The 26,126-nt window shown below is 37.4% G+C and carries 24 protein-coding genes; 4 read left to right on the top strand and 20 right to left on the bottom strand.

Translation table 11 applies throughout. The features are described 5' to 3' along the window. Window positions 1–12 precede the first annotated feature (12 nt). From EDD71_RS11435 to EDD71_RS11400, 8 genes are all read right to left on the bottom strand, one after another. Complete coding sequence (locus EDD71_RS11435) at window positions 13–888, bottom strand: SDR family oxidoreductase (protein WP_133628873.1); 876 nt, start codon at window positions 886–888, stop codon at window positions 13–15. A 275-nt stretch (window positions 889–1,163) separates the two neighbouring features. Continuing rightward, window positions 1,164–2,732, bottom strand: a complete 1,569-nt coding sequence (locus tag EDD71_RS11430; RefSeq protein ID WP_133628872.1) for a DEAD/DEAH box helicase — start codon at window positions 2,730–2,732, stop codon at window positions 1,164–1,166. Between the two features lie 420 nt (window positions 2,733–3,152). Beyond that, complete coding sequence (gene treR / locus EDD71_RS11425) at window positions 3,153–3,866, bottom strand: trehalose operon repressor (protein ID WP_133628871.1); 714 nt, start codon at window positions 3,864–3,866, stop codon at window positions 3,153–3,155. Window positions 3,867–3,892: 26 nt separating this feature from the next. Continuing rightward, a complete protein-coding gene (gene treC, locus EDD71_RS11420; RefSeq protein ID WP_133628870.1) occupies window positions 3,893–5,566 on the bottom strand; it encodes an alpha,alpha-phosphotrehalase in 1,674 nt (557 codons plus the stop codon). Between the two features lie 136 nt (window positions 5,567–5,702). Beyond that, on the bottom strand, window positions 5,703–7,127 hold the full coding sequence (gene treP / locus EDD71_RS11415) for a PTS system trehalose-specific EIIBC component (RefSeq protein ID WP_133628869.1): 1,425 nt from the start codon (window positions 7,125–7,127) through the stop codon (window positions 5,703–5,705). Between the two features lie 205 nt (window positions 7,128–7,332). After that, window positions 7,333–7,887, bottom strand: a complete 555-nt coding sequence (locus tag EDD71_RS11410) for a GNAT family N-acetyltransferase (protein WP_133628868.1) — start codon at window positions 7,885–7,887, stop codon at window positions 7,333–7,335. Window positions 7,888–7,896: 9 nt separating this feature from the next. Beyond that, on the bottom strand, window positions 7,897–8,796 hold the full coding sequence (locus EDD71_RS11405; protein WP_133628867.1) for a DUF2156 domain-containing protein: 900 nt from the start codon (window positions 8,794–8,796) through the stop codon (window positions 7,897–7,899). 144 nt (window positions 8,797–8,940) lie between these two features. Then, window positions 8,941–9,681: an MBL fold metallo-hydrolase gene (locus EDD71_RS11400; protein ID WP_207669340.1), complete on the bottom strand. Its 741-nt coding sequence runs from the start codon at window positions 9,679–9,681 to the stop codon at window positions 8,941–8,943. Between the two features lie 126 nt (window positions 9,682–9,807). Between EDD71_RS11400 and EDD71_RS11395 the strand changes: the two genes are divergently transcribed. Together EDD71_RS11395 and EDD71_RS11390 are read left to right on the top strand one after the other, a co-directional pair. After that, the gene (locus tag EDD71_RS11395; RefSeq protein WP_133628865.1) at window positions 9,808–10,182 is read left to right on the top strand and encodes a VOC family protein; all 375 of its coding nucleotides are present in this window, start codon (window positions 9,808–9,810) and stop codon (window positions 10,180–10,182) included. A gap of 215 nt (window positions 10,183–10,397) precedes the next feature. Continuing rightward, window positions 10,398–11,006 carry an NUDIX hydrolase gene (locus EDD71_RS11390; protein ID WP_133628898.1) on the top strand — a complete coding sequence of 203 codons (609 nt, stop codon included), beginning with the start codon at window positions 10,398–10,400 and terminating at the stop codon, window positions 11,004–11,006. A gap of 91 nt (window positions 11,007–11,097) precedes the next feature. Here the strand turns inward: EDD71_RS11390 and EDD71_RS11385 are convergent, their stop codons facing one another. Next, window positions 11,098–11,913 carry a pirin family protein gene (locus tag EDD71_RS11385; RefSeq protein ID WP_133628864.1) on the bottom strand — a complete coding sequence of 272 codons (816 nt, stop codon included), beginning with the start codon at window positions 11,911–11,913 and terminating at the stop codon, window positions 11,098–11,100. A 278-nt stretch (window positions 11,914–12,191) separates the two neighbouring features. Between EDD71_RS11385 and EDD71_RS11380 the strand changes: the two genes are divergently transcribed. Both EDD71_RS11380 and EDD71_RS11375 read left to right on the top strand, forming a co-directional pair. After that, entirely contained in the window at window positions 12,192–12,947 is a 756-nt protein-coding gene (locus EDD71_RS11380; protein WP_133628863.1) for an AzlC family ABC transporter permease, read from the top strand. After that, window positions 12,940–13,242 (top strand): AzlD domain-containing protein, encoded by a 303-nt coding sequence (locus EDD71_RS11375; RefSeq protein WP_133628862.1) that lies wholly within the window; start codon window positions 12,940–12,942, stop codon window positions 13,240–13,242. The genes EDD71_RS11380 and EDD71_RS11375 overlap by 8 nt, the downstream gene beginning before the upstream one ends. A gap of 143 nt (window positions 13,243–13,385) precedes the next feature. Here EDD71_RS11375 and EDD71_RS11370 read toward each other — a convergent pair whose 3' ends face one another. The 11 genes from EDD71_RS11370 to EDD71_RS11325 all read right to left on the bottom strand — a co-directional run bounded on the left by EDD71_RS11370 (window position 13,386) and on the right by EDD71_RS11325 (window position 25,872). Further along, window positions 13,386–15,884: an MBL fold metallo-hydrolase gene (locus tag EDD71_RS11370; protein ID WP_133628861.1), complete on the bottom strand. Its 2,499-nt coding sequence runs from the start codon at window positions 15,882–15,884 to the stop codon at window positions 13,386–13,388. 681 nt (window positions 15,885–16,565) lie between these two features. Beyond that, complete coding sequence (gene dmpG, locus EDD71_RS11365) at window positions 16,566–17,573, bottom strand: 4-hydroxy-2-oxovalerate aldolase (protein ID WP_166636464.1); 1,008 nt, start codon at window positions 17,571–17,573, stop codon at window positions 16,566–16,568. A gap of 8 nt (window positions 17,574–17,581) precedes the next feature. Then, window positions 17,582–18,454 (bottom strand): acetaldehyde dehydrogenase (acetylating), encoded by an 873-nt coding sequence (locus EDD71_RS11360; protein WP_207669341.1) that lies wholly within the window; start codon window positions 18,452–18,454, stop codon window positions 17,582–17,584. 15 nt (window positions 18,455–18,469) lie between these two features. After that, a complete protein-coding gene (locus EDD71_RS11355; RefSeq protein WP_133628858.1) occupies window positions 18,470–19,255 on the bottom strand; it encodes a 2-keto-4-pentenoate hydratase in 786 nt (261 codons plus the stop codon). Window positions 19,256–19,293: 38 nt separating this feature from the next. Further along, window positions 19,294–20,187, bottom strand: coding sequence for a molybdopterin-binding protein (locus EDD71_RS11350; protein WP_133628857.1), 894 nt, complete (start codon window positions 20,185–20,187; stop codon window positions 19,294–19,296). Window positions 20,188–20,231: 44 nt separating this feature from the next. Next, on the bottom strand, window positions 20,232–21,041 hold the full coding sequence (locus tag EDD71_RS11345) for a beta/alpha barrel domain-containing protein (protein WP_133628856.1): 810 nt from the start codon (window positions 21,039–21,041) through the stop codon (window positions 20,232–20,234). Window positions 21,042–21,194: 153 nt separating this feature from the next. Beyond that, entirely contained in the window at window positions 21,195–22,463 is a 1,269-nt protein-coding gene (locus EDD71_RS11340) for a benzoate/H(+) symporter BenE family transporter (protein WP_243116455.1), read from the bottom strand. A 71-nt stretch (window positions 22,464–22,534) separates the two neighbouring features. Continuing rightward, complete coding sequence (locus EDD71_RS11335) at window positions 22,535–23,968, bottom strand: hypothetical protein (RefSeq protein WP_133628855.1); 1,434 nt, start codon at window positions 23,966–23,968, stop codon at window positions 22,535–22,537. A gap of 1 nt (window position 23,969) precedes the next feature. Continuing rightward, window positions 23,970–24,587, bottom strand: coding sequence for a (2Fe-2S)-binding protein (locus tag EDD71_RS11330; protein WP_133628854.1), 618 nt, complete (start codon window positions 24,585–24,587; stop codon window positions 23,970–23,972). 166 nt (window positions 24,588–24,753) lie between these two features. After that, window positions 24,754–24,888 (bottom strand): hypothetical protein, encoded by a 135-nt coding sequence (locus tag EDD71_RS15950; protein WP_279233027.1) that lies wholly within the window; start codon window positions 24,886–24,888, stop codon window positions 24,754–24,756. A 198-nt stretch (window positions 24,889–25,086) separates the two neighbouring features. Next, complete coding sequence (locus EDD71_RS11325; RefSeq protein WP_133628853.1) at window positions 25,087–25,872, bottom strand: IclR family transcriptional regulator; 786 nt, start codon at window positions 25,870–25,872, stop codon at window positions 25,087–25,089. Window positions 25,873–26,126 lie beyond the last annotated feature (254 nt).

Here is a 26,126-nt window from a genome sequence, read left to right as displayed (position 1 = left end):
TTCATAATTTCTTTACACGTTCACTTCGGCTCCGCCGTTTACATGAATTGTCTGCCCAGTTACGTAGGATGAATCAGCCGATGCTAAAAACACATATGCTCCTGCAAGCTCTACGGGCTGACCTGGCCTTCCCATGGGATTTGTACTTCCAAACTTTGCAACATCCTGCTCTCTAAAAGATGAAGGTATGAGAGGAGTCCATATGGGCCCTGGCGCCACGGCATTTACCCTTATATTCATATTTATTAGGGACTTTGCCATTGAGCGTGTAAATGTAGCTAAAGCTCCTTTTGTGCATGAGTAGTCTATAAGCTGCTTTTCTCCCCTATATGCTGTTATCGATGTTGTATTTATGATACTGCTTCCTGGCTTTAAATGTGGAATAGCTGCCTTTGTAAGATAGAATGGACCAAAAAAATTGGTTTTAAATGTCCTCTCAAGTTGCTGAGCTGTAATATCCTCTATGCTGTTTTGAGGATGCTGCTCTGCAGCGTTGTTTACAAGTATATCAATCCTGCCAAATGCATTTATTACCTTTTGTATGGCATCTTTGCAGAAATTTTCATCCCCTATATCTCCAGGAATTAGGAGGCATTTTCTTCCGGCACTTTCTACAATCTTTTTTGTTTCTTCAGCGTCTTTATGCTCATCGAGATAAACTATTGCTATATCTGCACCCTCCTTGGCATAGGCAACTGCCACAGCTCTTCCTATACCGCTATCTCCTCCGGTAATTAATGCAACCTTTCCTAAAAGTTTATCAGACGCTACATAATTTGGGTCGTCAAATACAGGCCTGGGGTTCATATTTTCCTCAATTCCAGGCTGTTTATCCTGCTTCTGGGCAGGAAATGACTTTGGAAAATTCATAGCCATATCTTCGTTCATATACCTTCTCCTTTCATTATTTCTTCAAGTTTAATTTTCCCAAATATCTTTGAAATATAGGCCCTCCCCTCCGTTGCTCCTTACAATGATGTAATAAATTAAATCGGTGCTTTTAATGCGTGCAGCCCTTGACATAAGACACTACTTGATTTTTTCTATTATTGCCAGAGCTTTTGGAAAATATACAGGTTGAGAAAGCTTTTGTGAACTGTCCCCCATTTTTTAAATTTCCTAAATTTAAAACCCGGATTGCTAATCCGGGTTTATTCATTAAGTCACTTTTTCTTTGATATTTCAATATTAACCTTTCTTCCCATAAGTTTTTTTCCCCTGCAGTGTTTCAATATAGATTTTGCTGCTTTCTCCGTTACATCCATAAACGTAAACTTTTGAAGAATGTCTATATCACCTATATCATCCTTATCTACTTGAGCTTTATCGTTTAAAAATTGAATTAGCAGCTTTGGATTGAGCTTATCCACTCGTCCTACGTTTAAGAATAATCTTGTATATTCCAAAGTTCCACCTAATATATTTTCAGTATACTCGTAGCTAATCTCTTTAGTATACACCATATTCATTAAGGCTGCTGCCACATCCACAAGGTTGAATTCTTCATCAAGCTCTGCAGCCAGGGGCACGAATCTCTTATATTTTTCGCCTTCCAGAGTTTCTCTTATCCTTCCAACCATGCTTCTGTACTTTGCAAGGAATATATCGTCAATGGTTGGTATTTCCTTTCTTTTTATCCTTCCCTTTGTCTCCCTTTCAATCTGTTTTAAAGCCCTGTATTCCCTTGGCGTAACAAGGGTATAGGCTACTCCTTCTCTATTTGCCCTTCCTGTCCTTCCAATTCTGTGAACATAGGATTCAGTATCCTGTGGAAGGTCATAGTTTATTACATGTGTCACGTTTTCAACATCAATACCCCTTGCTGCAACATCGGTGGCCACTAAGAATTCAAGGTTCCCTTCCCTGAATTTTCTTAGGGTATTCAGCCTCTGGTTTTGACTCATATCACCATGCATTCCTTCAACGTTATATCCTCTTGCCTGCATTGCTTCAACAAGTTCATCTACTCCCTTTTTGGTTTTGCAGAAAATAATAGCTAAAGACGGCTCATCAACATCCAGTATTCTACAAAGGGATTCGAATCTATCCTGTTGTTTAACTTCATAATAATACTGCTTTACGGTTGACACTGTTATGGAGTTCTTCACTATGGATATATGCTTTGTATCGGACTTCATATATCTTTTAGCAAGTTTTTTAATTTCCTCCGGCATCGTTGCAGAAAATAGAAGGGTCTGCCTGTCACTGTTGCAGTTATTGATTATCTCCTCTATATCATCTATAAAGCCCATATTAAGCATTTCATCTGCTTCATCAAGAACAAGGAATTTTATGCTGCTCAGGTCAATTATACCTCTTCCTATAAGGTCTAAAACTCTTCCCGGTGTTCCTACAATTATGTCTACTCCTTTTCTAAGGGCATTTATTTGCCTTTCAATAGGATGTCCTCCATACACTGGAAGCAGCTTAACCCTTGTATATTTTGCTATACGGTTAATTTCATCGTTTACCTGAACAGCCAGCTCCCTTGTGGGAGTCAGTATTATAGCAAATATTTTTCCCTCAGACCTTTCAAATTTACTCAAAATAGGGGCTCCAAAGGCGAGCGTCTTACCGGTTCCTGTTTGTGCTTGCCCTATAACATCATAACCTTCCAAAAGAACAGGTATGACCTCTGCCTGAATTTTTGAAGGCTCCTCAAAGCCCATATCATCTATTGCCTTAAGTATATTCTCATTAAGGCCTAATTCACTGAATTTTTTGTTTTCCATACTACTTCTTTCCTCCAAAAACTAATCTCTTTAATAGTATTTCTAGATTTATATATTTTCATCACCAGGCTAGTAAATGAAAAATCTATAGATAAAAACCCCATAAGAATTATTCTCATGGGGTTAACAGAACTTTTCTCACAGGCACTAACCAAGTATAACATTTATATAATAAATATGCAATGATTAATTTAATCCGTTGTACTACTCTGAAAAGCCCATTGGAATAAAATCAGAAAATACCTACAGATCGATGCTGCGGTAAAAAATATATTTCATTCATCAGTACGCTTAGCAAAGAAGTTCTAAGGCTCCAAATAATTAATGGGAATATAATTGTCCATGTTATTTGGAAACGAAAAAAGTACTAGCACATGGGATTAAACTACTTATCTTCCCTATCTCCAAGTGCTGGTACTTTTACCTGCTTCTTCTTGCAAAATCCACAAACCTGAATTTGTCCGGCCTGTGCCTTGATTCGGTATACTGGAATAAAGTTGTATCCTCAAGATAAACATAGTTTTTTACAACTACGATCATGTCGAACTTATCAAAGTCAAGATATTTAATATCCTCTTCCGAAGCTTTCTGTACAGTTATTACTTTTTTTGCATATCCAATTTTAAGCCCCAGTTTATTTTCAATGTATTCATATATTGAGTCTTCACATATTTCCCGGGTAAGCGCAGGTACAAACTTCCTGTTAAAATAATCTTTATCCAGTATGATTTTCTTACCACCTATTTCCCTTACCCTAACAACCTTCCAAACTTCATCGTCCTTAGATACATTAAGGTGTTTCATTAGAAAATCATTGGGCTTAACAAGAGCAAGCTCCTTTACATATGTTCTTGTCCTTCCACCCATCCTTTCAGATAGTTCCTTAAAGCTTGTAAGCCCTGAAACAGGAAAGTCAAATTTGTTTATATCAAGGACGATTGAGCCCTTGCCCTGAAGCCTTTGAATGTATCCATCCCTCTCAAGCAAGTTCAAAGCCTTCCTTACGGTATCCCTGGATACACTATACTCCTGCATCAGTTCACTTTCCGATTTAAGCATTGAACGGGGCTCAATATTTCCATTTTGTATTTCTGACACTATTTCGTTATAGATTTTCATGTATTTACTTGCCATATTTTATCACCTAAGATATTTTACCATTATACCCCTTTTTCTACAAGGTAGTAAACAATGGATTCATATGGCCTTAGCCTAATCTTTTTAAATTCCTCAGGTGAATCATTATAATTTGATATAAGTATTTTGCATTGGTATCCATCAAGGTTTAAATTTGAGGGAAGTTCAAATAGGGTTTCCCTTCCGTAGAAATTGTTTACCACAAGAAGCTTTTCGTTATTGTAGCTCCTCATATATGCAAATATATCCTCGTGCTCTTCAAGCAGCGGCTCATAGTCCCCATAAGCAATTATATCGTATTCCTTTCTTAGCTTAATAAGCCTTTGATAGTGATAAAATATGGAGTCCCTATCCTTAAGGTCTGCTTCAACATTGATTTTCTTATAGTTTTCGGCCAGTGATATCCACGGAGTGCCTGTTGTAAAACCTCCATTTTCACTTGAATCCCATTGCATAGGTGTGCGTGAATTATCCCTTGATTTAGCCTGTAAAATCCTGATTATCTCGTCTTCATCCTTGCCCTGTTCTTTAAGTATATTGTAGTAATTAATGGATTCTACATCCCTGTGAAGCTCAATTTTATCAAAATATGGATTTGTCATTCCAATCTCTTCGCCCTGATATATATATGGAGTCCCCCTCATCATATGTATTGTAGTTGCAAGCATTTTCCCGGATTCCCTGTGGTATTTTATATCATCTCCAAAACGCGATATGCTTCTTGGTTGGTCATGGTTGTTCCAGAACAGTGCGCTCCATCCTCCCCCCTTCTGCATTCCAACCTGCCAGGAATTAAATATTTCCTTCAACCTCCTGAAGTCAAATTCCATAAGGGTCCATTTATCTCCACCTTTATAGTCAACCTTTAAGTGGTGGAAGTTAAACACCATAGAAAGCTCCTTTTCATCAGGGTTTGAATACTTTATACAATTGTCTATTGTTGTTGATGACATTTCCCCAACTGTAATGATATCTTTAAATCTTCCAAAGGTTTCCCTGTTGAGTTCCTTCAAATACTCATGTATATGGGGCCCATCGGTATAGAATCGGCGCCCATCTCCCTCATAATCATCCTCAAACTTTTCTGGTTTTGAAATGAGGTTTATAACGTCAAACCTGAAGCCCTTTACACCTTTTTTAATCCAGAAATTTATAACATCAAAAACTTTCCTTCTAACCTCCGGATTCTTCCAGTTAAGGTCTGCCTGGGTGACATCGAACAGGTGAAGATAATATTCATCAAACTCCTCTACATATTCCCACGCAGAACCACCAAACTTGGATATCCAGTTCGTTGGTTCCCTGCCGTCTTTAGGCCCCATGAATATATAATAATCTTTATATTTTTTATCCCCCTTGAGGGCATTTTTAAACCATTCATGTTCTGTGGATGTGTGATTAAACACCATATCAAGCATTATATCTATGCCGCGTTTATTAGCCTCTGAAACCATCTCTTCAAAGTCTTCCATAGTTCCAAATCGTGGGTCAATGCTGCAGTAATCAGCCACATCATATCCATTATCCCTCTGGGGAGATATGTAAAATGGCGTTAGCCATATGTAATCCACTCCCAGCTTTTTTAAGTAATCAAGCTTATTTGTAACCCCCTTTAAGTCTCCAAAACCGTCTCCGTTAGAATCGTTAAAGGATTTAGGATATATCTGATAAACTACGCTCTTTTTAAAATCTTTCATGTCATCTACTCCTTTAAGCTTTACAAATTATAACGAAAATTAAGTAGATCAGCAGTATCGATATTCCATATATTCAATAATATGACTTAACTAAACATAAAAAGGGAGAAGTTTAACCCCTCCCCTTTTATTTAATTTAACATTCTGTGCTGTTTAATGCTACTTTTCTCTTGTTAAAGATTATCGTTAATATGAATGGAACAACAATTGCTACTAACATTGCCACTGCAAACATTGGCATGTTCTGGGGTTTAATTGAAAGTATACCGGGAATTCCTCCAACCCCGATTGAGTTTGCCATAACGCCAGAACCCACTGATATCACTGCAGCAATACTTGAACCTATCATAGCTGCAAGGAACGGATATGCATATTTTAAGTTGATACCGAACATAGCAGGTTCAGTTACACCAAGATAGCAAGAAATTGTTGCTGGAATGGATATCTGCTTTTCCTCTTCGTCCTTTCTGTGCAAGTAAATAATAGCTAAAACTGCTGAACCCTGTGCAATATTGGATAATGCAATCATTGGCCAGAGGTTAGTGCCACCAAACTGTCCCATAAGCTGAAGGTCAATAGCATTTGTCATGTGGTGAAGACCCGTTATAACAAGTGGTGCATATGTGAATCCAAATACTGCTGCAAACAACCATTTAACTGATGATGTTAAGCTTGCGTATACTACACTTGATATAGCAGCGCCTATCTTCCAGCCTATTGGCCCTAAAACTGTATGGGCTATAAGCACCGTTGGAACAAGGGCCAGGAATGGCACTAAAATCATTGAAATATATTCCGGAACGATTCTACGAACATTTTTTTCAAGTATTGCAAGTAAAAATCCTGCAAGCATGGCTGGGATAACCTGTGCCTGATACCCTATCATCTGAACCTTGGCAAATCCAAAGTTCCATACCGGAATCTCCTTTGCTCCTGCTACAGCATAAGCGTTTAAAAGCTGCGGTGAAACTAATGTAATACCAAGTACAATTCCAAGTATCTGAGTTGTTCCCATCTTCTTTGAGATGGACCATGTAATTCCTACAGGTAGAAAGAAGAATATAGCTTCACCAATAAGCCACAGGAATGAATGCACACCTGACCAGAACTGTGAAACCTGTGTTAATGTTTTGGTGCCTCCCTCGAGAAGCTTGATGTCACCTATCACGTTGCGGAAGCCTAATATCAAACCTCCAACTACAAGCGCCGGGATGAGGGGTGCAAATATCTCAGCAAGGTTAGCCAGAAGCCTCTGAAGAAAATTCATATTGTTCTTAGCAGCAGCCTTTACTTCCTCCTTGCTAACTCCGTCAATTCCACTCACTTCCATAAAGTCGTTATAAAAGGTTGATACTTCATTTCCGATTATCACCTGAAACTGTCCTGCCTGTGTAAAGGTTCCCTTTACAACCTTCATCTCCTCTATCTTCTTTACATCTGCTTTTTTAGTATCCCTCAATACAAAACGCATCCTTGTTGCACAATGTGATACCGCGGCAATGTTTTCCTTTCCGCCAACGTATTCTAAAAGTTGTCTGGCGTCATTTGAAAATTTGCCCATTTTACTACCCCCTTATATTTTTTCATATATAGTATAACCATTTATGCATCTAGACTTTCCCGGGATATAAAATTATTATCTATAACTCAACTTATACGTACAAGTTTCTTCATAATTTATTATAACTTGTACGTATAAGTTAGTCAATATTTTCTGAAATTTTTTAATAAGTCGTAAAAGATAAAATTGGAAGGTTCGGAAATAATTAATTTCCGAACCTTCTACAACTCCACTCACTTCTTAACAGTCCATAGAAATGAAGGTCATATCTTTTTCCATCCCTATATATAAACTCTCTACAGGTGCCCTCTTTTACGAACCCCTGGCCTTCATATAGCCTTATGGCTCTTTCGTTATATGATATTACGTTAAGCTGGATTCTATGAAAATTAAGTTCGTTAAAACCAAAATCTAAAATTAGGCTCATAGCCTCTTTTCCAATTCCAATGCCTCTGTAATTTTCATCCCATATCCCAATAAATATTGTAGCAACTCCACTGCTCCATATTATTTCATCAAAGCCTGTTATTCCAATAATTTTACTTGATTCTTTATCCCTTATTGCAAATACGTATCTTTCATCTGTGTTTGAAAATCCGTCAATCATTTCCTTTACATCCTTTGAGGTTTTAGGAATAGCAGGGAGCATATCGTAATATCTCATAAATTCCACATCGTTAAACCACTCTTCAATTATCTCCAAATCATCATCCCTTATGGAAGTTAATTTTATTTTATCTCCTATTAAAAGCTTTCTCATATTACACCTCTATACCAGCTCAACTATATATTTTTTCTCAAGCTTAACAGGATGATAGGAGGATTTAGCCCTTCGAAGTCCTTCAATACCTAAATCCTCCTCCCGATTTATAAATTTTACGTCGCTCAAATATTTTTCAGCAAAGGTCTTATTAATATATGCATATATTCCACGAAACTCATGATTACCCTTTTCGATATGAATAATTCCCATATCCTTATTAACCTTTTCCCCAATTGTAAAGGCCTCTATGTTGCCGTTTATATATACAGCCATGCCTAAGGCATTTAGTTTGTCAAAATCAATTAATATGTCCCTTGTACCATCCAGTTCAAACTTAAGCTGTTCATCTTTATTTTCTTTTTTTTCATACCACCTCATAAGAAAATCCATACAGTCCTTTCTGACTTCCTTATCCTTTAAATCCTTGCATTCAGCATCGTAACTGTTTATAAATTGATTGTAATGGTTTTTCTTTCCATGAAGTTTTCTTCCGGATAATGATATAAGCTTTTTGCTTTCATATATATAATCGAAATTGTCTATATCTTCAAAGCTTCTTATTCTTTCTCCAAATATATTTATAAGCTTCTCAAGGAAAGGCTTCTCTACATCTCTGAAAAGGCATTTCATATCAGGACTTTTTTCCTTTATGCTGTTTAACTTCACGACAAGATCCTTTAACCTGTTGTCGGGGCATCCTATGGGCTGCATAAAATAAGTTCCTTTACTTTTTTCTGTTTTTTTAACTATTAAGGCACCATCTATTATTGAATATTCCACCCTGCACAGCTTTCTCCACAGATACAATGTCAAAAAGGAATATTCATATGTGTTAAAATTATAGTCTCCAAGATATTTTAGAAAAATATCCCTGTCTTCTATTTCTATCGGCTTAAATCCTTCCATTTTTTCCTCCTCTGTATTTTAACCATATACCTAATATATATAATAACCCTGCCATCCAACATTTCAACATTTTATTTGCTGCCTAAGAAGGTTTTTAACTATATCTGTTCTTATTACAGCCCATATACGCCCTTTAGGTTTATTTTAAAGAACAATCTCCTGTCCTCTGTGGGATATCTCAACAACCCTTACGGGAATATCCTTGACTTTTTCTGAGAACTTTCCTGTAACCCAGTAATTCTCTCCAAAGTGCATAGGAATTAAAACCCTTGGCCTTATTTCTCTCGCAAAATATTCTCCTCCAAGATGATAATTATGTTCAAGCCTTGGATCAACAGGGAAGAAGGCTATATCTATTTCTTCTCCCTTTATTCTTTCTATCTCCTCTTTAAACCATTTCTCTGCCCTTTCAATCTCCTCCTCAGTATCATCCCACCAGTACCACCAGTTTAAATCTCCGGCATGGAAAATAGTTTTTCCATCGACCTTAACCAGGAAGGAAATTCCTATATCTGTGGAACCGCAGGCCTTTACATATGCATCTTTAACGTTCATGTCCTCATAGGCCGAAATCATATGGATCCTTTCATCCTTTTCTTTTATATCTATGTCGCTGCTCAATATATAATTTATATCATCCACCTCATCTAACCAACTTAAAATTACCGGATTGAAATGGTCTTCATGGCTGTGGGATGAGAATACTAAAATATCTTTTCCTACATTTAAATCCCTTAAGGCAATAGCCCCGTTTGAAATGTTTTTTTCACCGCTTTCCACTGAGTCTTTAAAATAATCAAATATTAAAAAATGTTTTTCAGTTTCAACTGTAAATCCACTATTATATAAATAATTTATTTTTACACCAAATTTTTTCACACACATCACCTCAAATAATGAAAATTTTATAAATATTGTTTATTTTTATAGTTGCTTGTGGTTTAGAGGTTTAAATTTATTTACTTTTATTCTATAATAAAATAACTAAAAGTATAAGGAGGTAAACGAAAAATGAAGTTCACATTTGACCACAACAACATAAACGTTCTTGACCTTGAAAAGAGCCTAGCCTTCTACAAGGAAGCCCTTGGGCTTGTGGAGGTTAGAAGGTATGAGCCGGAGGATAAGAGCTTCATACTTGTATACCTTGGCGATGGAACAACTAATCATAAACTGGAACTTACATGGCTCAGGGATAGAAAGGAACCCTATGACCTCGGTGATAATGAATTCCATATCGCATTAGTGGTTGACGATTTTGAAGCAGCATATGAACATCACAAGAAGATGGGATGCATATGCTATGAAAACAAAGACATGGGTATATACTTTATAAACGACCCTGATGACTACTGGATAGAAATAGTTCCTGCAAAAAAGAAGTAATACATATCAAAGGGACTGCGGTGCAGTCCCTTTAAATTATTTGCTTCCAGCCCTGGCAAACTTCCACTTTATAATGAAACCGGAAACATACAATGGCAGGGTAAACACAATATAAACTTTTACGTTTTCCAGAAGAAACTATAAAAATTCCTCTTTTTGGAGTTATAATATATACAATAGGAATTTTAAACTTCAATTAAGAAATGGGGAATAGAATTATGAAGACGAGAATTAAAAGCGTAAAGCCACTTGCAGAAACGAAGTTTTTAAGCCTCTATGATGCAGAATATACAAATAAAAAGGGCAATACCAAGCACTGGGCAATGGCTTCAAGAAAGGATAAAGAAACACTAAGGGCCCAAATTTTCGAAGGAAAAAAAGAAAAGATAGATGCTGTAGTTATTGCAGCAGTTCACAGGACATTAAATAAGCTTGTACTTGTAAAGCAGTACAGGGTTCCCATAAACGATTACATATATGAGCTTCCTGCCGGGCTCATAGACGATGGAGAAGAAGTATTTACAGCAGTTGAAAGGGAACTTATGGAGGAGACAGGACTAAATCTTATATCTATCGATAATGCTAAAAGGCCTTTACCCATATATGTATCTCCCGGCATGACGGATGAATCCATAGCCCTGGTTTACTGTTTATGTGATGGTGAAGCATCAACAAAATACCTTGAGGATGACGAGGATTTAGAAGTTATACTGGTATCACAGGAAGAGGCAAAGAAGCTTTTAAATGAAGATGTCAAGTTTGATGTAAAGGCATATCTAGTTCTAAAAAGCTTTGCTGAACTAGGAAGGGACATTGTTCTATAAAAACAGGAGCACCATCAACTTCAAAGGGTTTGATGGTGCTTTCTGTTTTTCATTTAATACAAATATATCTAATCATCATTAGATTGTAGAATTATTTATCTAAAACCCCATTTTTGTAATCATCTATTGCCTTTAGAATTTCATCCATTGTGTTCATTACAAAGGGTCCGTATCTTGAAACGGGTTCCTTAAGGGGCTCACCGCTGATATATAAAAAGCCTCCATTATCTCCCCTTACCTCAATCTCCGAAACTTCTTCAACCAGAATAAGGTTTCCTGCCTCCGATTCAATTTGTTCATTTCCTGCCAATACCGTTACTTTTCCAGTGTGTACATATATAAGATTTACACCTTTGATGTCGTCTCTTCTGAATATTCCATTATTTAATCTTACATCCATATAATCAATTGGAGAATTGGGCTTTACCGGGCCTTCTATTCCATCAAATGCTCCCGAGATGATTTTAACCTCAAGCCCATCCCTCTTTATCACGGGAATATCCTCTTTCTTTATATGCCTGTACTTCGGTTCTGTCATCTTTAGCCTTGAAGGAAGGTTGATCCAGAGCTGATAGCCCCAGAGCTGCCCCTCTTCCATTAAGGGCATTTCCTCATGCAGTATTCCCCTGCCGGCAGTCATCCACTGAACCTCTCCAGCTTTTAAATTACCTTCATTTCCCTTTGAATCCCTGTGAATAAAGTTACCTTCAATCATATATGTTACCGTTTCTATCCCTCTATGTGGGTGCATAGGAAAACCGGATATATAGTCATTTTTATTATCGCTCCTAAACTCATCTAATAGAAAAAATGGATCTGCATTGTCTAGAAACCTGGTACCTATAACCCTGTTGAGCTTTACCCCTGCTCCATCAACTACCTTCTGTCCTTTAAATAGTTTTATCATAAAAAATACCTCCAATAATATGAACAGATTTATTTTATATTATCCCTTGTATCTGGTAATCGTATTATACTTAAATAAAATAAGATATATAACTTACTTTATGTAAGTATAATACTAAAAGTAACTATGTTATGTCAAGTAATAAATCTATTTTATATTTTTTCTAAATCACTGTATAAATATTAAATTGAGATACTATAGATATGATAACAGTTTAGATTGTATAATTATGATATACTACAAATTATACAAAATAGAATTCGAAAGGTGGTGGGTTAATGGATAATAATGCAGCCATTAAAGAAAGAGGTTTACCAATAATAGATAAGAAATCATATCTGCTGCAGGGAGTTAAATCCGGAATTCCAATCGCCATAGGATACATACCTATTGGCATGGCCTTTGGCCTTTTGGCAAAATCCCTTGCTATTCCAAATTATGTGAGTATATTGATGTCGCTTACGGTGTTTGCAGGAGCAAGCCAGTTCATGGCGGTTAATTTAATAAGCATAGGTACACCCTCCTTTGAAATAGTTCTTGCAGTATTCATACTAAACCTTCGTCACTTTCTTATGAGCGCATCCATATCCCAAAGGATTATGAAGGGGCTGTCAAAAAAGTGGATGTCCATTTTATCCTTTGGAATAACTGATGAAACCTTTACAGTTGCCTCACTCAGGGAGGATAGAGAATTAAATCCCATGTTCCTCTTTGGGCTGAATTCTATCGCCTTTGCAGCCTGGAATTTAGGAACAATCGCAGGTATATTTGTTGCTTCCGGCCTTCCTGAATCCATAAAATCCAGCATGGGAATTGCTTTATACTCAATGTTTATAGGGCTTTTAGTCCCTTCCTTAAGAAAGTCAATGTCCGTATGCATAGTTGCAGTGCTCTCAATGCTTATACATACCCTGCTTCACTATCTTCCTATTTTTTCAGGATTATCATCTGGGTGGAGCATCATAATCACTACAATAATCGCCTCAACAGCCGGTGCATTATTGTATCCTAAAGGGGTGTATACAAATGAGTAAATTTTTTATAGTTTTAATTGGCATGTCAGTGCTAACGTATTTGCCTCGAATGCTTCCAATGGTTGTACTGAAGGATTTAAAGCTTCCTCCATTTTTTAAATCCTTTTTCGAGTTTATCCCATTTGCGGCACTTGGTGCCCTCATTTTCCCCGGGATAATATCATCAACCGGAGATGAAAAATCGGCTGTTATGGGGACTTTAATATCTGTAGTTTTAGCTTTTTTCAGAGTAAACGTTGTGATTGTTGTTCTTGGAGGAATACTCGGGGTATATTTGTATCAGACACTGATGTAAAAGTCATGAAATAATAGTGACTGCATTATATTTAATACATAAGATAATAAATCGCCCACGACTTATAAACAAGTTGTGGGCGATTTATATACGTCTTATTCTATCCTGGATTTCAGGTTTTCGCTCATGACTAAATAAACCTATCACACTATTATAACCTCATACCCTGTCTCTTCCTTAAATCTATCCTCCAATATCCTCCTTTTATTCTCTTCAACCTCAACAGCCACCTTTATCTTAACAGCTTTTTCTGATGTATAAATGCTTGGATTTTTAATTAATGTTATACCTATACTGCTGCATATCTCCTTTGCGACTTTTATTATCTCGTTCTGATTCGGATTTTTACCTATTACTATGCTCCAGCCTGTTTCCTTTTGCAGAGCATCAATTTTTTTCCTATATTTTTCTCCAACTTCAGGAGTAATGAATGAAAGCTCAATGTATGGAATTCCATCATGCACTTTTTTGCTCTTTTTATATATCCTGTGCCTTTCATTTTTAAATGCATTTTCAATATATTCAAAGGCCATGTTCTGCTCCATCATATTTTCGAACTTGCCTATGTTTAAAACCTCATTTTCCTCTGCCCTTTTCTCCGATTTTAATTTAAGATCAAGGCCTGTAGTTTCCTTAAAATCATTCCTTACAGCTTCAAAATTATGAACTTCCCCATCAATTTCAACCATAAAATATCCTTCATCTCTAAAGTAAGAAAACTTCTTAAGTACGGCTCCTTCAGGCAGGAGCGACTTTACAAGGCTTTCTGCTTCTATGAGGTTGCATTCCCTGTTTACTATGGCCTCCCATCCAGTTTCCTTCTCCACCCTTTCAATTAAATGGCTGTATTTTTCCTTTGCTGCCTGAGGAAAGCTGAAATATAAAAGTACCTTTTTCTCATCCTGCCTTGCGCCTTTTTTATAGAGCCTTGCCTCCTCGGGGAATACGCTCTCTACAAACCTCAGCATTTCATTAACTTCCATAGGACCATCATCGTCCTTTATCTCTTCCTTATCAACAGGCCTGTATAGAAACATCCTTCTTAAATCAGTTGTGAAATATTTTGACCTGTTTAAAACATCCCTGAAGCTGTAAACCTCATCCTCTAAGTAGTCCCTCTCTCCTCCCCATATCTCCATGAGCTCTTCAACGGAATATGACCTTAATGTGCCATGTAATGAAAATAAATACTCCCATAGTTTCAGTGCATTGTCTTCTGAAAAACTTTCTTCAATATTTAGAGGCTTTATTTTATCCCTTAGATGGAGCTGCTTTCTAGGATTTACAATCGAAAAATCAAAACTTTCCCCGCTAACTGGTGCATAAATGCTTGACCTTATCTCGCCGTTTAACCACTTCCCAAAGCTCTGTATTATTTCCCTATCTCCGTGGACCAGGAAAACTCTTTTAGGGGTGGTTCTGTTTATAATTCCAAGAAGTTCCCCCTTGTCAGAGTGGGCTGAAAGCCCGTACTGTCCTATGCCGCACTTTAGTGGTATTGTTTTACCATTTATATTTAGCTCCCTTTCCCTGTCGATATCGTTTAGCATCTCAAGTATCTCCCTACCGGGGGCTTCCTCATCCTGATATCCTGTTATTGCGATGAAATTTCTCTCATCACCTGCAAACTTTTCGGCATAGGAAGGGCTTGGGCCCCCAGTCAGCATTCCCGAACTTGATATTATGCATAGAGGTTCTTTAGAGTTTAATATTTCATCCCTCATTTCATTGTTTTCAACAGGGGCTATATTGTCATCATAGAAAATATCTATACCCCTAAGAACCTTCTTAGCCAGATCGTTTTTTAGATAATTAGGGTACATCCTATATACCCTGTTAATATCCTTAACCATTCCATCAACATATATTTTAAAGGAAGGAAGTTCCCCCTTGTTCATAGCCTTTTTAAGAATAAGTATAACCTCCTGGGCCCTTCCAAGGGCAAAGGCGGGGATTAATATCCTCCCTCCCCTTGATATAACCTCCTTAACTGTTTGTACAAGCCTCTCCTCCTCAACCTGTCTATTTGAGTGAAGCTTATCCCCATAGGTCGACTCCATTATGAGGACATCGGGCCTGAGTCTTGGAAGGGATGCCCCTGGTACAGTTCTCTGGTCGGTTCCCGATATATCGCCTGTATAAAGAACTGTTCCTTCACGCCCTTCGATATACGCCATAACTGCCCCTGCTACATGCCCGGCAGGGTAAAAGGTAATCTTTATATCGCTATCATTAAATGGCCTGAAGGTAAACTGGGGAGAGAAGCACACAGCCCTTCCAAGCATATCTAAAACATGCTTTTCAGCATATATTGGTATTTCCTCCTCACCCCTGTTCATTATTTTAAGGCTGTCGTATAAAAGAACCCTAACGAGTCCCTTTGTCATATGGGTCATATATATTCTGGCATCGGGATACTCTCTGCTTATAACAGGCAGGGCCCCGGTATGGTCTAGATGTGCATGGCTTACTATTATCGCATCAACCCCCCCTGACCTTTGAATAATTCCGAGGTCAGGCAGACTATCCTTTCCTCCCTTCGGCCTAACTCCGCAATCTAAAAGTATATTTTTACCATCTAAATTCAAAAGTATGCAGCTTGCTCCAACTTCTCCTGCACCGCCGCAAAAGGTTATTTTCATATGAACACCACCTATATCATTTGTTAACATAATATTTTACATTTATTCAAATGCCCAGCGGGCAGCAAACATTTTTTATGATTTTATAATTTGATTATCCTATAATTTTAATTTTTATACAACACTATGGATTTATCAGACATAACCGTCGCCGATTATGCCCTTGCTTACGAGTTGTCTTCCCGCTCATAAGGCGACAAGGCTTCTTTCAGCCTATCGGCTCAACAGACACACTGGGCGCACAAAAAGGGAGATAAAAACTACCTCCCTTTTTTAACATCTTACTAAAGAATATAAGCTTTACCTAAAAACTCAGCGGCATCTTCACTTATTTTATTGATGAATAAACATTTTTATCTATCATATATTTTAAATATCCTTTCATATATCTGTGCATATATTCTTTTCATTATTATGTTAAACTTCTTAGAAGCTTTTTTATATCCTCGTATTTTAGTTTTACGTTTACAACCTCACCCCTATACCTTGAAACTTTAATGGAGATATTTCCAAATTTCGTTTCAAGGTTTTCATGGCTGATTTTAAGATGGTTTCTTCAAAATTTATCTTCCTTATTCCCAATCGTTGTTGTTTTCCTAAATATAATTAGCTTTATTTTCTCCTCCACAGTAAAAGGAGTAATTACCGACCGCCTTTCCCTGTGCTCTTACTTATGCTATACTATTTTCTTCTGCTGAGTTCATATGCGACGTCTATAATCATATCCTCCTGACCTCCAACTGTTTTTCTTCTACCCATTTCTATTAATATATCCCTTGCGTCTATTCCGAACTTCTGAGCTGCCCTTCTGGCATGGAGGAGGAAGCTTCCATATGCTCCGGCATAACCAATGCTCAGGGAATCCTTATCTATAACCTGCGGTCTTTTCATCTTTGGCGCAACGATATCATCCGCAACATCCATTATTTTATAAAGGTCTACACCTGTTTCATATCCAAGTTTATCTAAAACAGCAATTAAAACCTCAATCTGGGCATTTCCAGCCCCTGCTCCAAGCCCCTTGCAGGTTCCATCTACTATATCTGCCCCCGCCTCTATTGCTGCCAGGGTATTTCCTATGGCAAGTCCAAGGTTATTGTGTGCATGGTGCCCAACGGGAACTTTAACTGCCTGCTTTACAGCCCTTATTCTTTCTGCAACTCCCGCCGGGGTTAATGCCCCTGCAGAGTCTGTCACATAAATAGCATCTGCACCATAGCTTTCGAAGAGTTTTGCCTGTTCAACAATTTTATTAACATCAGCCATATGGGACATCATTAAAAAGCCTATTGCTTCCATGCCTATTTTCTTTGCATATTTTATATGCTGCTCCCCAACATCGGCCTCAGTAACGTGGGTAGCAACCCTAACAACCTTCGCCCCATATTTTGCAGCTACTTCAAGATCTTCTATTGTCCCAATCCCCGGAATCAATAGAACATCAAGCTTTGCTCCTTTAAGTACACTTGAAACTGCCTTTATATACTCCCTATCAGATGCTGCTGCAAAACCGTACTGGAATGAAGAACCCCCCAGTCCATCCCCATGACCTACCTCAATGGTATCAACGCCGGCCTCATCTAACTTTTGTGCAATCTCTGCCATATCCTCCGGAGTAAACTGATGGCTTACCGCATGCATTCCATCCCTTAAAGTTGTATCTATAACTCGAATTTTCCTATTCATCATAATCCCTCCTATTTCTTCAAAAGCCTGTATGCAATTTTATCTGCTGCAGCAACTGCCGCTGATGTGATTATATCAAGGTTTCCTGCATACTTTGGCAGATAATCTCCAGCGCCTTCTACCTCTACTATAACTGTAACCCTATCCCCATCAAAAATTGGAGGTACTTTTAATTTATATCCCGGTACATACTCTTTAACCCTTTTTACCATTTCCTCAACTGCTCTTGTAATCGCATCTTTATCCACATTTTCAACCCTTGTATTGATGGTATTTCTCATCATAATAGGTGGTTCAGCAGGATTTAAAATGATAATTGCCTTAGCCCTATCGGCTCCACCAACTTTAACAAGTGCCTTTGCAGTGGTTTCTGTAAACTCATCAATGTTCTGTCTTGTACCCGGTCCAGCACTTTTACTTGAAATAGTTGCTACAATTTCCGCATAGGTTACATTGGCTACGCTATTTATCGCAGAAACTATTGGAATTGTAGCTTGTCCCCCACATGTAACCATATTTATATTTTCACTTTCAAAATTCTCATGGAGATTTACTACAGGAACTACATAGGGCCCAACTGCAGCAGGAGTTAGATCAATTGCTATTTTACCATCCTCCTTCAATAAAGGCGCATGTACGGAATGGGGCTTTGCTCCAGTAGCGTCAAAGACGATTTTTATGTCCTTTTTCCCTATTATTGATTTGATACCCTCATGGGATGTTTTGTATCCTTCCTTCCTTGCAAGTGCAAGTCCTTCTGAGTTTGGATCTATTCCTACAACCGTATCCAGTTCAATGTACTTGCTTTTTTTAATTTTATACATTAAATCCATACCTATATTACCAGGACCTATAATTGCTGCTTTTATCTTATCAGACACAATAACCACTCCTTAACATTAGTCTTCAAATATTACCTTTACACTTCCCAACCTATCAAAGGTTGCTCTAAATACATCTCCTCCTTTAACTGGATATGCTTTAGTTAAAGATCCTGACAGAATTATCTCCCCTGGCTCAAGGGCTATATCATATTCTGCCAGTTTATTAGCAAGCCATGCTACTGCTGCAGCAGGATGTCCTAAAACAGCAGCCCCTGCCGCTGTATCAATTACATAACCATTTTTCTCGAGTACAAGCCCTATATATCTCAAATCCAGGTCACTAACTGGAGTTATCTTGCCTCCTAAAACGAGCATAGCACTTGAGGCATTGTCTGCAACTGTATCCTGTATCTTTATTTTCCAGTCCTTTATTCTACTATCGATTATCTCAAAGGCAGGCATTACTCCTTCCGTAGCCTGAAGGACCTTCGATGTAGTGACTCCAGGACCTTTTAGTTCATCCTTTAGTATAAAGGCGATTTCAGCCTCAACCTTAGGCTGAAGAAGGCATGAAATCTTTACTGGTACCTCTTCATTAACTATCATGTCGTTTAACAAATGTCCATAATCCGGTTCTGGAACTCCGAGCATTTCCTGCATTGCCCTGCTTGTAAGCCCAATTTTTTTACCTATAATCTTGGCTCCCATCTGAAGCCTCCTATTTATATTTTCAAGCTGAATTTTATAGGCGTCTTCAACTTTAATATCTACAAATTCTTTTGTTAAGGCTTCAACAGCCTGAACCTTCCTTTCAGCATCAAACAAAGTATCTGCTGCAAGTTTAATATCCTCAGGTTTCATATTTTCCCTCCCTATACTTCATCATTTATATAAAGAATCTAGTGATGGTGGTGATGCATCTTGCTCCTAAGCTTATCACGCAACGCCTCAGCTAAATTATAGGCAATTGCTTCCTTACTAAGCCCTTTGTCAAGAGCATCCATTATCACTTCGATTCCTATTTTCACCTCATCATTGGGACCTGGAAGAGCAACTATCAATGTCTGCCCAACCTGTCCAACCCCAATCCTTACTCCCTCCTTTTCATGCCTTCCCGTTCCCTTTTTAAACTTAACGATATAAGGCACAGCTGCAGAAGGATCCACCCTTAAAATACCTTCAACAGTTTTATCCTTGTCTTCAGCTCCCACTCCCCCTGTAGTTATAACAAGTCCATAGCCGTTATCTACAGCCTGTCTGATTTTCCCTGCTATAAGAATTTCATCATCGTCTAATATCTCTCCCTGGTTTACCTGATAACCCTTATCCTTTAAAATGTTAGCTATAAGGGGGGTATTGGTATCCTCAATCATGCCTCTTTTAACTTCAAATCCAGTTGGAAATACAATAACTCTCCTGGCAATTCTGTTTTTTATGTTACTACTCATTGTCTTTGTTCTCATTAAAACCTCTTTGGCTTCATCTTCGTCAAGCCCTATCATGCCTAAGATTCCATCGGAATGTATGTCTGTATTATCAAAAATATTAACTCCCGGTATATCCCTTAATTTATTTAATATTTCTTTCTTCTTTCCAAAAACATATTCTGCCTGAAGTTCCTGCTGCAGAATATCAAGAGTAATATGATTTTCCCTGACATCAACTACAAGCACCTTTTCCCTTGGAATATTCATAACTTCTGCTACTACTTCAGCTACTCTAGTTAAATTAGCGCCTTCAAGCTTGATATTATTAATCCACAGTTCAGTTTTATGAAGTAAATTTAGTTCCATAGGATAACCCCCTTAAATATATGATTCAGCATATCCCTCTTCATCTATACAACATCCAGTTTCATGTCAAGGAGTGGAGCATCTACAATTTGTTTACCTATGTCAAGGATATCAATATTCATACTTGAATAAAGTGGTATGTCAGAAATTCTAATCTCCCCTGCAAAGGCTACTTTCTTTTCTTGTCTGATTCCCATTTCATTTAAAAGGTTTATAACTTCAACTGCATCTTGTACATTACCCGTATCTATCATAAGGACATCTGCTCCTTCAGAAATAGCCTCAACTGCTTCTTCCCTTATAGATTTTGTTTCTCCCCTTAGTTGGATTACTCTGCAAATATTGCCCAGTTCCTTTGTAGCTTTAAGTGTATCAACAATTCCACCAAATATACGAACATAATTTTTATCAAGATACATAAATGGAGTATCAACAATTCTAAATGATGCGCCTCCATTTTTTACTGCTTCTCTTACCATTTCCTTAATCTCACCAGGCATCTTCTTCCATGCACCTGATACTATTCTTATTTTCCCTTCACTTAATTCAACAGCTCTGCTGGTGGCAGTTGCTATACCTGATGCCTTTGCCATCTTTCCTATTGCCATATCCTCTGCTGAGGTTATTTGCTTCGGTGTTCCTATGATCTTTGAAACTATATCTCCAGCTTTCACTCTATCTCCATCAGTTACATAAAATTCTGCTTCAACCCCAAGCTCCCTAAGCTTTTCTCCTGCACTTTTAACACCAGAGATTATCCCGTCTCCCTGAACTGTAATTTGAGCTGTAATTCTTTTATACATAATGGAAGAGAAAACAATATCTCTTACATCCTTTACAATACCTTGATGCATCTATCTTTCCCCCTGAAATTAAATTTTATCTCATGCCCGGTAAGTTTTCCGGTCATGAATAAATTTATATTGGCAAATATTTGTATATCATATTTAAATAAAGAGAAAAGCAGAGGCCTCTTACTCTGCTATATAAAGTTACTTTATTATAAATTAGTTTGAAGCTGCCTTTTTAAAGTCACCTGGTTCAGCTATGTAGGATACAATTACTCCTCCAAGCAAAGCCCATAATGGAGCGCTAATCTTTAATATAACAACTCCACTCATAGCTATAATCAGAGAAAAGAAAGCACCTATTTTAAATTGCTTTGATGAGAATGCATCATGGAAAGTACTGATTAAAACATTTATCATAGCTAATCCAGCAAGTACATTTATAAGATCTTTAGGTAATATTGAAACAAAAGCAAGAGCTATACTCGCAAATATACCGAATAATGAAAATAGTATGCCATTTACAACAGTTGCAGCATAACGCCCTTCCTTATTTTCCCCTGCTTCCTCTGAGGCGCATATAGCAGTCATAGGACCTGCAATATTTGCATTATGTCCACCAAAGAATGAAGTAATCATTGAACCAATACCGCTTATAATGGTCATAAAGTTAATTGGAGGCTTATAACCCTGTGCCATTAAAACACCAATAGCCTGTGCATTTTCAGACCCTATAACCAAAACAGCTAGAGGTATTCCAATTGCAAAAATTGAATTTAAACTAAATTGCGGCATTATAAGCTGTGGACCTGCAAATTTAAAATCAATACCACTTGTTTTAAAACCAACTGTTAAGGCAGTAGCGATTATACCAAGCATAAGAGCTCCCAGCACAGGAGGAATCTTTTTAACTATTCTTGGAAGCACAAGATATCCAAATAATGCTGCCATACCTATTATTGGTGCTGCCTGGGTTGATTTTATAATATCTGTACCAAAACGTATCATCGCACCTGCAATCATTGCCATAACAATCGGGAGAGGTATTCTTTTCATTATTTTTCCTATAAGGCCTGATAGTCCTAAAATGAGCACTATAACGCCTGCAATAAAATATCCTCCTGCAGCTTCGTTTATACTCAGTCCCTTTAAAGCATCTATAAGCATAACTGCTGCCGGGATATTATACGCACCATTTATTGGTAACTTATATCTAAGTGCAAGAAAGATACTAATTAGCCCACTAAAGAAGTAAATTGAAAAAAGCCATGAAATTGCTTGTGCATGAGTTAAGCCACTATCATTAGCCGCTTTAATAACCAGCAGCGCAGGCCCCGTACATCCAAAAATCGCAGCTACTACGCCGGCAGTTATAGTCTTTGTGTTTATATGCTTAGGCAAATCCTTAAGACTTGCTAAAAATCCAACTCCCTTTTCAAATACCATGTCTTTCATAGAGGTAACTTTTATCGTTGGCTGAGTGCTCATTATTATCCCCCTTATAAATTAAATACTTTTTATAAGATTAAGAGGCTTGCTTTTCTCATATATTTTAAAGGTTATTTAAGTATATCCGGATTAATTCCCCTCTGTTTCAGCCATTTTGGAAGAAGCTCTTCATCAACTCTCTTACTTACTATTGGGGCTTTTTCTAGTAGAAGCTTGGCAAGGCTCGTACTTACATTTATGCCGCCAACTGCACCGTCAAAAATGATTACCTTATCAGTTTTTGCTACCCTGTATGCAAACTCCATAGCTGCATCAAGGTTATCAGCAATTACCGCATGTTCCATATATTGTAGGTTTTGTGGGTCCCTATTCAATAAATCAGCCTGTTCCCTTCCAACTACTATTGTTGGACAGTGATTGCTGAAGAAGGCACTTGGGTATCCACCCCATGCATAATTATGTACAACCATTTTAATTGCAGGATTAACAGGTGGTACATTATCTATAAGTGGCTTTCCATCTTTGCCATAGAAGGCTTCTGTATACCATGTATATGGCGGCAGTGGCCCATCAAGATCAAACAGGTCTACATTCGCTCCAGTAAAGTTAGCATATATAACCCCCGCAGCAAATACATATGGTACAGGGCAAGGGAAGTCAAGCCCTACTATGCATTCATCAATTTCTCCTAAAAGGGTCATTATCTTTCCATAATACTTACATCCATCAACTGTTAATCTGTCATTAAGTGCATATAAATTATTGTCTGCATCTACACTTACAACTCCTGCTGGGGACATATTTAGGAACACTGTAAACGCAAATTTTTTCTGTACAAAATCTGAATTAAATATTGCTCTTGCTGTAAAGTTAGCTCCTCTTGGTCCAAGATTTTGGTGATATGTTGATCGTGTTTCTATTCTTGCATATGACATTCCAAAGGGTTTTACAGCTCTATCTACTTGCCTATGGAAATGTACTTCTCTAACGTCGCTATTATGAACATGAACTATCCAATCAGCATCGTAAATCGCTTTTATTCCATATAGTGTACCAATCTCTGTTTCTATTGCTATTCCTTCATCAACAGGAGCAACTCCCTTGGCCTTTCCATTGAAATATTTATCAAGTCCAAAGGACTTAATGTATTCCTCTGTTTCTCTAAATCTTAATCCTACTCCAGCTCTCAGTCTTATGTTTTCTGTTCCCGTTCTTCTTGCTATTACATCTCTAACGGTTTTTAACAGTTCCGCATAGGGCTCACCACCAAGAAGCGTAAAACCATGGTGTGATGCACAGATATTTACAGAATGCTCTGGTTTAATCATACTCATATCAACATTTTCAAGTGCCTTTTCAGCAGCTTCCCTTATAGCCTCCACACCCTTGTCACTCGGGAATATAACATCCGGTGTATCCGGAAAAAGGTCTTTTAGCATAAGGGAAGTTATATTTTCATAATCTGCCATTCTTTTTGTTACATACTTAGGATCAACTCCATATTGTGAAACCCTTGGTTTCATAGGCGTTATAGGTTTTCTCATATTATCTCGCCTCCTCAAGAGATTTTTTTCCTTCAGCTACTTTGTTAAGCACTTTGATGTCCTGATCAAAATAGAATCCTCTGTGTGAATATTTTTCCTTTATTTCTTCTGGAATGTCCCAAACAGTTGGAGTACGTCCATACCACTGATATCCATCTGGTCTCTCAGGTGTTATACCAGCTGCTTCAAGAAGCCTTAATATAGGCTGAATACATTCAACCTTACATCCTGTTCTTATTCCCGTTTCTAATGAAAGCTTTTCAGGGGTATCTGCCCCCTTAAGTATTGCTGCTGCAACTTCTTCAGCTCTTGTTTCAGTACAGTAACAAATTATTTGTTCAGGATTAAATCTTGCCTTCTTACACAAAGCTTCAACTTCACTTCTATCCACTGTTGACGGATCAACATAAACCCTAACCGGATTTACCCTTTTAACCATTTTTATTGCATATACAGGACAGCGCTGTTCGCAGTTATTACATCCTCGGCATTTTTCTGAATCCACAACAGCTTTTCTGTTTTCAACCTTGATAGCAAGTGTTGGACATACTTTTTGGCAGGTCCTACAGCCTGTACATTTTTCAGTATCGACTTCTGCCAGCAATGTTACTAATCTCATTAACATAAACCCCCCTATACATAAAATTATGTAAATAAAGCATTATGCTTTCACAAAGAATGGCTAAAATTATTTAAATTATTTTTACATTATCTCATATGAAAATTTTGCTAATATTTCAGCTGAATTCTGTCCAACATAAAGGGTATCTGTCACTCTTGGTCCATCAACTCCCTTTTTTGTATATAGTTAGAAATATCAAGTCAATTACCATGTTTCTCTGCAGTGTAATGCCCATGTATTCAATTTCAGTCATTCCAAGATAGTAGATAAGATTTTCCCTGTCAGTAAACTGCATCATGTCAATATTGTTTTTCCTAACTCCTCCTGCATGTTGTTAAACCTTCTTTGATAATTTTCTTCAATACCCTACACCCCCTTATGATAGACTTTGAATTAATTATTGCTAAGAATATTATTTTAAATTAACAAGTGTTGCATTTTGTTCTACATTGTCGCACATCGTTCTAATTAATGAATATAGAATAGTTATACTATTCTATATTCCCTTATATCCCATTCTCCTGGATATATTAACTGCGGCCTCTTTTACTGATATTGCAAGAATATTCATCTTTTCCCAGGTCATACGGGTTGAAGGACCTGCAACGCTTATGGCAGCTATAACTTCTCCCTTATGATTTTTTATTGGAGCTGCTACACATCTAAGTCCAATTTCAATTTCTTCATTATCAAAACTGTAGCCTTGCTCTCTTATTTCGGCTAGATGTGCTTTTAGTTTATCTACATCTGTTATTGTATTAGGTGTAAAGGGCCTTAAACCTTTTTCGAACAATATTCTATCCACCTCTTTGTCAGGCATATAGGCTAATATTGCCTTGCCAACACCTGTACAGTACATTGGAGGCCTCTTGCCAACCTGAGAATACATTCGTATAGCTCCAGGCCCTTCTACCTTATCTATATAAACAGCCTCTCCACGATCATTAACTACGAGATGCACGGTCTCCTGGTACTTGTCTACTAACTCCTTAAGAAAAGGATAGGCCTGTTTCCTGAGATCAAGCCCCTCATGTACCAAATTACCAAGTTCAAACAACTTAAGTCCAAGCCTGTATTTGCCATTATCAAGGTTTTGTTCAACATACCCACGGCTCTCCAGTGTAGATAGGAGGCCGAAGGTAGTGCTTTTATGCAGTCCTAAATATTTTGAAATCTCAGTAACTCCAAGCTCCCTATTCTCCCTTGAAAAGCATTCAAGTATCTGCAATGCCCTATCCACAGATTGAATAAGATTTGATTTAGTCTTAGCTCTGTTTTCCATCATATCCACCTATCTAAGATTATATTGTTCTGCATTATCAAACAATGTTCTTATTTTAATTTATAAAAATTAATGTTATACATTTCTGTATATATAAATTATCCCTTTGAGTAAATAATAATCTATATGAAATCTTATGTCAAGAAAATTCTCAATGATTCAGAGATTTCGCATCTAATTTCCAGTAAAGCTTTTTTCTTTATAGGAAATTAGATTTTTTCTATTTTATTGAAATTTTGGAAGGGAAAAAGGCC

The sequence above is a fragment of the Fonticella tunisiensis genome (assembly GCF_004364155.1).
GTDB lineage: Bacteria > Bacillota > Clostridia > Clostridiales > Caloramatoraceae > Fonticella > Fonticella tunisiensis.
This window is presented reverse-complemented; position numbering and strand designations above follow the sequence as displayed.

Coding starts and splice junctions, on each gene's coding strand:
- EDD71_RS11335 (WP_133628855.1), bottom strand. CDS start 23,968: ATGAGAAAACCTATAACGCCTATGAAACCAAGGGTTTCACAATATGGA.
- EDD71_RS11340 (WP_243116455.1), bottom strand. CDS start 22,463: ATGAGCACTCAGCCAACGATAAAAGTTACCTCTATGAAAGACATGGTA.
- EDD71_RS11375 (WP_133628862.1), top strand. CDS start 12,940: ATGAGTAAATTTTTTATAGTTTTAATTGGCATGTCAGTGCTAACGTAT.
- EDD71_RS11405 (WP_133628867.1), bottom strand. CDS start 8,796: ATGGAAGGATTTAAGCCGATAGAAATAGAAGACAGGGATATTTTTCTA.
- treC (WP_133628870.1), bottom strand. CDS start 5,566: ATGAAAGATTTTAAAAAGAGCGTAGTTTATCAGATATATCCTAAATCC.
- EDD71_RS11430 (WP_133628872.1), bottom strand. CDS start 2,732: ATGGAAAACAAAAAATTCAGTGAATTAGGCCTTAATGAGAATATACTT.
- EDD71_RS11435 (WP_133628873.1), bottom strand. CDS start 888: ATGAACGAAGATATGGCTATGAATTTTCCAAAGTCATTTCCTGCCCAG.
- EDD71_RS11400 (WP_207669340.1), bottom strand. CDS start 9,681: ATGTGTGTGAAAAAATTTGGTGTAAAAATAAATTATTTATATAATAGT.
- EDD71_RS11345 (WP_133628856.1), bottom strand. CDS start 21,041: ATGCATCAAGGTATTGTAAAGGATGTAAGAGATATTGTTTTCTCTTCC.
- EDD71_RS11355 (WP_133628858.1), bottom strand. CDS start 19,255: ATGAAACCTGAGGATATTAAACTTGCAGCAGATACTTTGTTTGATGCT.
- EDD71_RS11325 (WP_133628853.1), bottom strand. CDS start 25,872: ATGGAAAACAGAGCTAAGACTAAATCAAATCTTATTCAATCTGTGGAT.
- EDD71_RS11385 (WP_133628864.1), bottom strand. CDS start 11,913: ATGATAAAACTATTTAAAGGACAGAAGGTAGTTGATGGAGCAGGGGTA.
- treR (WP_133628871.1), bottom strand. CDS start 3,866: ATGGCAAGTAAATACATGAAAATCTATAACGAAATAGTGTCAGAAATA.
- EDD71_RS11350 (WP_133628857.1), bottom strand. CDS start 20,187: ATGGAACTAAATTTACTTCATAAAACTGAACTGTGGATTAATAATATC.
- EDD71_RS11370 (WP_133628861.1), bottom strand. CDS start 15,884: ATGAAAATAACCTTTTGCGGCGGTGCAGGAGAAGTTGGAGCAAGCTGC.
- EDD71_RS15950 (WP_279233027.1), bottom strand. CDS start 24,888: ATGATGCAGTTTACTGACAGGGAAAATCTTATCTACTATCTTGGAATG.
- treP (WP_133628869.1), bottom strand. CDS start 7,127: ATGGGCAAATTTTCAAATGACGCCAGACAACTTTTAGAATACGTTGGC.
- dmpG (WP_166636464.1), bottom strand. CDS start 17,573: ATGATGAATAGGAAAATTCGAGTTATAGATACAACTTTAAGGGATGGA.
- EDD71_RS11330 (WP_133628854.1), bottom strand. CDS start 24,587: ATGAGATTAGTAACATTGCTGGCAGAAGTCGATACTGAAAAATGTACA.
- EDD71_RS11410 (WP_133628868.1), bottom strand. CDS start 7,887: ATGAGAAAGCTTTTAATAGGAGATAAAATAAAATTAACTTCCATAAGG.
- EDD71_RS11395 (WP_133628865.1), top strand. CDS start 9,808: ATGAAGTTCACATTTGACCACAACAACATAAACGTTCTTGACCTTGAA.
- EDD71_RS11380 (WP_133628863.1), top strand. CDS start 12,192: ATGGATAATAATGCAGCCATTAAAGAAAGAGGTTTACCAATAATAGAT.